Origin of the sequence: Streptacidiphilus anmyonensis (assembly GCF_000787855.1) — a bacterium.
In the GTDB taxonomy this organism is placed as follows: Bacteria; Actinomycetota; Actinomycetes; order Streptomycetales; family Streptomycetaceae; genus Streptacidiphilus; species Streptacidiphilus anmyonensis.
Genome location: NZ_BBPQ01000135.1, coordinates 1,539 through 6,576, shown reverse-complemented (window position 1 = coordinate 6,576; position 5,038 = coordinate 1,539). Strand labels below are relative to the sequence as shown.

At 69.3% G+C, this 5,038-nt stretch carries 6 protein-coding genes; 5 read left to right on the top strand and 1 reads right to left on the bottom strand.

What is annotated here, in order from left to right; translation table 11 throughout:
- Positions 1-153, bottom strand: a 153-nt coding sequence (locus tag TR50_RS49600) for a sigma factor-like helix-turn-helix DNA-binding protein (RefSeq protein ID WP_439654288.1), incomplete at its 3' end; no start/stop codon positions are given.
- A 149-nt stretch (positions 154-302) separates the two neighbouring features.
- Between TR50_RS49600 and TR50_RS47495 the strand changes: the two genes are divergently transcribed.
- From TR50_RS47495 to TR50_RS47490, 5 genes are all read left to right on the top strand, one after another.
- A complete protein-coding gene (locus tag TR50_RS47495; RefSeq protein WP_160311291.1) occupies positions 303-449 on the top strand; it encodes a hypothetical protein in 147 nt (48 codons plus the stop codon).
- Between the two features lie 89 nt (positions 450-538).
- Positions 539-2,683 carry a glycogen debranching protein GlgX gene (gene glgX / locus TR50_RS41870; RefSeq protein WP_084701919.1) on the top strand — a complete coding sequence of 715 codons (2,145 nt, stop codon included), beginning with the start codon at positions 539-541 and terminating at the stop codon, positions 2,681-2,683.
- A gap of 351 nt (positions 2,684-3,034) precedes the next feature.
- Positions 3,035-3,415 carry an STAS domain-containing protein gene (locus TR50_RS41865; RefSeq protein ID WP_052441903.1) on the top strand — a complete coding sequence of 127 codons (381 nt, stop codon included), beginning with the start codon at positions 3,035-3,037 and terminating at the stop codon, positions 3,413-3,415.
- Positions 3,412-3,864, top strand: a complete 453-nt coding sequence (locus TR50_RS41860) for an ATP-binding protein (RefSeq protein ID WP_042435851.1) — start codon at positions 3,412-3,414, stop codon at positions 3,862-3,864. The genes TR50_RS41865 and TR50_RS41860 overlap by 4 nt, the downstream gene beginning before the upstream one ends.
- An 885-nt stretch (positions 3,865-4,749) precedes the next feature.
- Positions 4,750-5,038: ATP-binding protein (locus TR50_RS47490; protein WP_160311290.1), on the top strand; the 289-nt coding region annotated here is incomplete at its 3' end.

Sequence of the window (5,038 nt, the reverse complement as noted above, 5' to 3'; positions counted from 1 at the left end):
CCTTTCGGACAGCAGCTGCGCGCGCAGCCTCGCCAGGGTGCGGGAGAGGATGCGGGACACCTGCATCTGCGAGATGCCCAGCCGGCTCCCGATCTGCGTCTGGGCGCCCGACCGACCACCCGCCCGACCGCCCGACCACCCGCACGAGCGCACGACCGTGCCGTGTGCCCTCCCTGATCGCGGGGCAGACGCTCCCTGACGCAAGCCGATCCAAAGAGCGCTCCTGGCCGCCTGTCTGACGCATCGTCGGCCCGCGGACGGGGGAGGTCTCCGGGCTGGCTCGACAAAAGGAGGTCCCGCACATGCCCACCGACGCGAACGAGGACTCTGTCACCGACGCAGTCCGGGCCCGCAGCGCCTCCTTCGTCAACGATCACGCCCGCACGTGGGTGGCCGGGGAGGAAGGCGGCGTCCAGGCTCTTGGAGCAGACGACGCGACGCTGGTCTGACCGACCCGTCCCGCTCGGGTTCGAAGCGACGAGGGCAGCCGTGAACAGGCGTGCCGTCACACCATGACCATCAGTGCTGGGAGGCCGGGGTGCAGATCTGGCGGGAGAGCGCGGACATCAGTCGTCGACCGGGGCGGGCGTGGCCGTTGGGAGCCACGTTCGACGGTGCGGGCACCAACTTCGCGGTGTTCTCCGGTGCGGCCGAGAACGTGGAACTGTGCCTGTTCGACTCGGACGGCGGCGAGGAGCGCGTCCTGCTGAAGGAGGTGGACGGATTCGTTCACCACATCCACCTCCCCGACGTCGGCCCGGGGCAGCGGTACGGATTCCGTGTGCACGGTCCGCACCGCCCCGGGCAGGGCGTGCGCTGCAACCCTGCCAAGCTGCTGCTGGACCCCTACGCCAAGGCGATCGAGGGCAGCGTCGAATGGCACGAGGCCCTGTACGGCTACCAGTTCGCCAACCGGGGCCGGCGAAACGACCTCGACTCCGCCGCGTACGCGGCTCGTTCGGTCGTCGTCAACCCGTACTTCGACTGGGGCAACGACCACCCCCCACAGACCCCGTACAACGAGTCGGTGATCTACGAGGCCCACGTGAAGGGCATGACGCGGCGCCACCCGGCCGTCCCCGAGGCGCTCCGCGGCACCTACGCGGGCCTCGCGCACCCGGCGATCATCGACTATCTCACCCAGCTCGGCGTCACGGCGGTGGAACTGATGCCCGTCCACCAGTTCCTCCAGGACCACACCCTGGTGGAGAAGGGGCTGTCGAACTACTGGGGCTACAACACCATCGGGTTCTTCGCGCCGCACAACGCCTACGCGTCCTCCGGGCAGCGGGGCGAGCAGGTGCAGGAGTTCAAGGCGATGGTGAAGGCTCTGCACGAGGCCGGCATAGAGGTCATCCTCGACGTGGTGTACAACCACACCGCCGAAGGAAACCAGCTCGGCCCCACGCTGTCCTTCAGGGGGCTGGACAACGCCGCCTACTACCGGCTGGCCCCAGACAACCCCCGCTACTACTGGGACACCACCGGCACGGGCAACAGTCTGCGGATGGATCACCCGCACACGCTTCAACTGATCATGGACTCCCTGCGCTACTGGGTGACCGAGATGCACGTCGACGGGTTCCGCTTCGACCTGGCCGCCACCCTGGCCCGCCAGTTCCACGAGGTCGACCGGCTGTCCTCCTTCTTCGACCTGGTGCAGCAGGACCCGGTCGTGTCGCAGGTCAAACTGATCGCCGAACCCTGGGACCTCGGCGACGGCGGCTACCAGGTGGGCAACTTCCCACCCCTGTGGACGGAATGGAACGGCAGGTACCGTGACTGCGTCCGCGACTTCTGGCGGGGCGAGGGCGGCACGCTGGGCGAGTTCGCCTCCCGGCTGACCGGCTCCGCCGACCTCTACCAGGACGACGGCCGACGGCCGCACGCGTCGGTGAACTTCGTCACCGCACACGACGGCTTCACCATGAGGGACCTGGTCTCCTACAACGGCAAACACAACGAGGCCAACGGCGAGAACAACCGAGACGGCGAGAACCACAACCGCTCCTGGAACTGCGGCGCCGAGGGGCCGACCCACAAGCGCACGGTCCTGGCGCTACGGGCTCGACAGCAACGCAACATGATCGCCACGCTGATGCTCTCGCAGGGCGTGCCGATGCTGCTCCACGGCGACGAACTCGGCCGCACCCAGCACGGCAACAACAACGCCTACTGTCAGGACAACGAGCTGACCTGGATCGACTGGCCGTCGATCGTCGAGAACGGCAGCGAACTCCTCGACTACACCAGCAGGCTCATCCGGCTGCGCCGCGAACATCCGGTCTTTCGCCGGCGGCGCTTCTTCAAGGGAAGGGCCCCGCGGGGCAGCCGTGACGGGCTCAAGGACATCGCCTGGTACACCCCGGGAGGGAAGGAGATGTCCGACACCGACTGGAGGACCGGCTTCGCGAAGTCACTGATGGTTCATCTCAACGGCAAAGCCATCACCGAACCCGACCCGCGCGGCCTGCCGGTCGTGGACGACTCGTTCCTGATGCTGTTCAACGCGCACTGGGAACCGCTGCCCTTCACGATCCCGCAGGACGTCGACCCGTGGTGGGCCGTCGAGGTCGACACGGCCATTCCCTACACCGAGTTCCGGCCGCTGATCAAAGCCGGCACGTCGGTCGAGGTGGAAGGACGCGCGCTGCTGGTGCTGCGCGGCACCGCCGAGACCTGACACCGCCGAGACCTGACACCACGACGATGCGCCCCGAATCCCTGCCCCAGCGGGTCCGACGGGGCGCACGCGCCGACCGGGCCTCAGGCGCAGCGCCCGGTCGAGGAGGCAGCGCTGGCCGCCGGCCGGAGACGACCGCCCACCCTCGCGGTCCAACCCGGGAGGACTCTGGACGACGGTGCCGCCATCACCTCGGAACCGCGTCGAGGCAGGACCCGGCGGCCCGCTGTCCGCTCCGCGCAGGACGCCCACCTGGTTAAACGGGCCCGTTTGAAGGCGGGAGACTGGGGACAGAAGTGGCCTGATGGCCTCCATGGCCTGTCGACCACCGATGCGCTGGAGCGTGCATGCATGTCCGAACGGCCGAACACGTCGCCCACCCATTCCGAGGCGGATCGGCTGGCCGTCTCGGTTCGCAGGGTGGAAGAGGCGGGGATCGTCCTGCTGTCGGGCGAGCTGGATCCCGACACCGCGCCCGCGCTCGCGCTCGCTACGAGTTCGCTGACGGACGCGGGAGTGACCAGGATCGTCGTCGACTGCTCACAGCTGGGCTTTTGCGACTCCTCCGGGCTCAACGTGCTCTTGAAGGCCCGACAGCAGGTGAGCGACGTCGGCGGACGGCTGATCCTGGCCGCGCCGACTCGGCAACTGCTGCGTCTGCTCGAACTGACCGGGGCCCTTTCCGTTTTCGAGACCCAGCCGGAAGCTGGCGGCGCCGTGGCGGAAGCATGAGCGGCCCGAGCATCGAGTCCGAGGCGCCGATCCAGGGGGCTCCCTCCCGGCAGGTCCGACGGCTTGGCCTGCACGGCGTCGCCGGTGCCGTGGGTCGTGCCCGTGACTTCACCGGCGGCATTCTGCGCGAATGGGGCTGGCTGGACCCGGTGGGCGGCGGCCCCGAGGCGCGGGAGCGGGCAGAGGACATTCTGCTTGTCGTCTCCGAGCTGGTCGCGAACGCGATGGCTCACGGCGCCGGTGCTCGGGAAATCGCGATCACAGGGGATGGGCGTGGTCTCACCGTGGCCGTGACCGACGGCGAAGCCGCCGTGCCCACGCCGCTTCCACCGAGTGACCCGGCCCGACCCGGCGGACACGGACTCCACGTGGTGGAGCTCCTGAGCCGGCAGTGGGGAACGACGCTCCACGTGTCGGGCAAGACAGTGTGGGCCGCGTTCGACCGCTGAGGCGCTCACCAGGTGACCGGCCGCGCCCCTGGTGGTCCGCAACAGGTGTTCCCCCGCGGCCGAGGAAGCTCCTACGACGGGCAGGGGCAGGCTCGTCCGCACTGTCTTGGATGGGGGCCGCCCAGCTGGCGACCCCGCCCCGACGCCAGCTCAGCCTGACGCCAGCTCAGTCAGGCGTCTCATGAGGCCGAGGCTTTCCCGGCTCGTGAGGAAATCCCGATGGCACCCGGTGCTCGTCCACACCGCTGACGGGCCGTGACGGCTCTGGCCCTTCGGGAGTGCCGGGCGGGGCCGGAAGGTCCGGAGTCAGTAGCGCCTTCTGCGTCCCAGATGGCTGCGGCGCTTGCGGCTCCGGCGGCTTGGGCGAAATCGGCACTGTCGCCTGGTTGATCATCTGTTCCCCTGTCCAGTGGTTCGGACCCCGGTCCTGTGACGCCTATGCGCCGGACGGTGCCAGGCCCGTCGGGTCGGCTCGGTCTGCGTCTACCCCTCAGCTGTTGATCGACACGGTCCGCGAGGTCGGCTGTCGCGTTCCATCACACCGACACTGCAGGTGAGGTCTCCGTGTCCGGATGTGCGTCCGCGCCGCGAGCGACTGGCCGGGTCCGCTGAACGGAGCGGAAGGACGTCCCTGACCTTGTTCTGTCTGTCCGTCGGTTCGGCTCCCTGATGCCGGATCACCCCTTGGAGGCAGGGGGCTATGCTCCCGCTGACCGTGATTGACGTCCGATCCGCAGGGGAGACGCTGCCCATGAACGAGCGGACAGCCGACACCATCAGACGCCCCGCTGAGGGCCGACGGCCGGCCGTGCCCGTCCCCACCTTCCTGTCGTCGGCTGCCGCCATGACCTGGCGGACGTCCAGCCGCGGGGAACGGGGGCCGATTTGAGCGCGCTGGAAACCGACCGCATGACCGTGCCGGCGCGCCAGGTGCGGCGCCTGTCACTACGAGGCGTCCAGGCACCGGTCGGCCGGGCCCGGGACTTCACCCGGCAGGCCCTGGCTGACTGGCGATGGCACCCCGACGGCCCGGCCGGCAGCGAGGCCGTCGAGGACGTGCTGCTGGTGGCCTCGGAACTCGTCGCCAATGCCACCGCCCACGGCGGGGGTGCCATCGAAGTCGCCCTGGTGCTCGAAGGGTTCCAGCTGACGGTGTCTGTCGCTGACACGGACC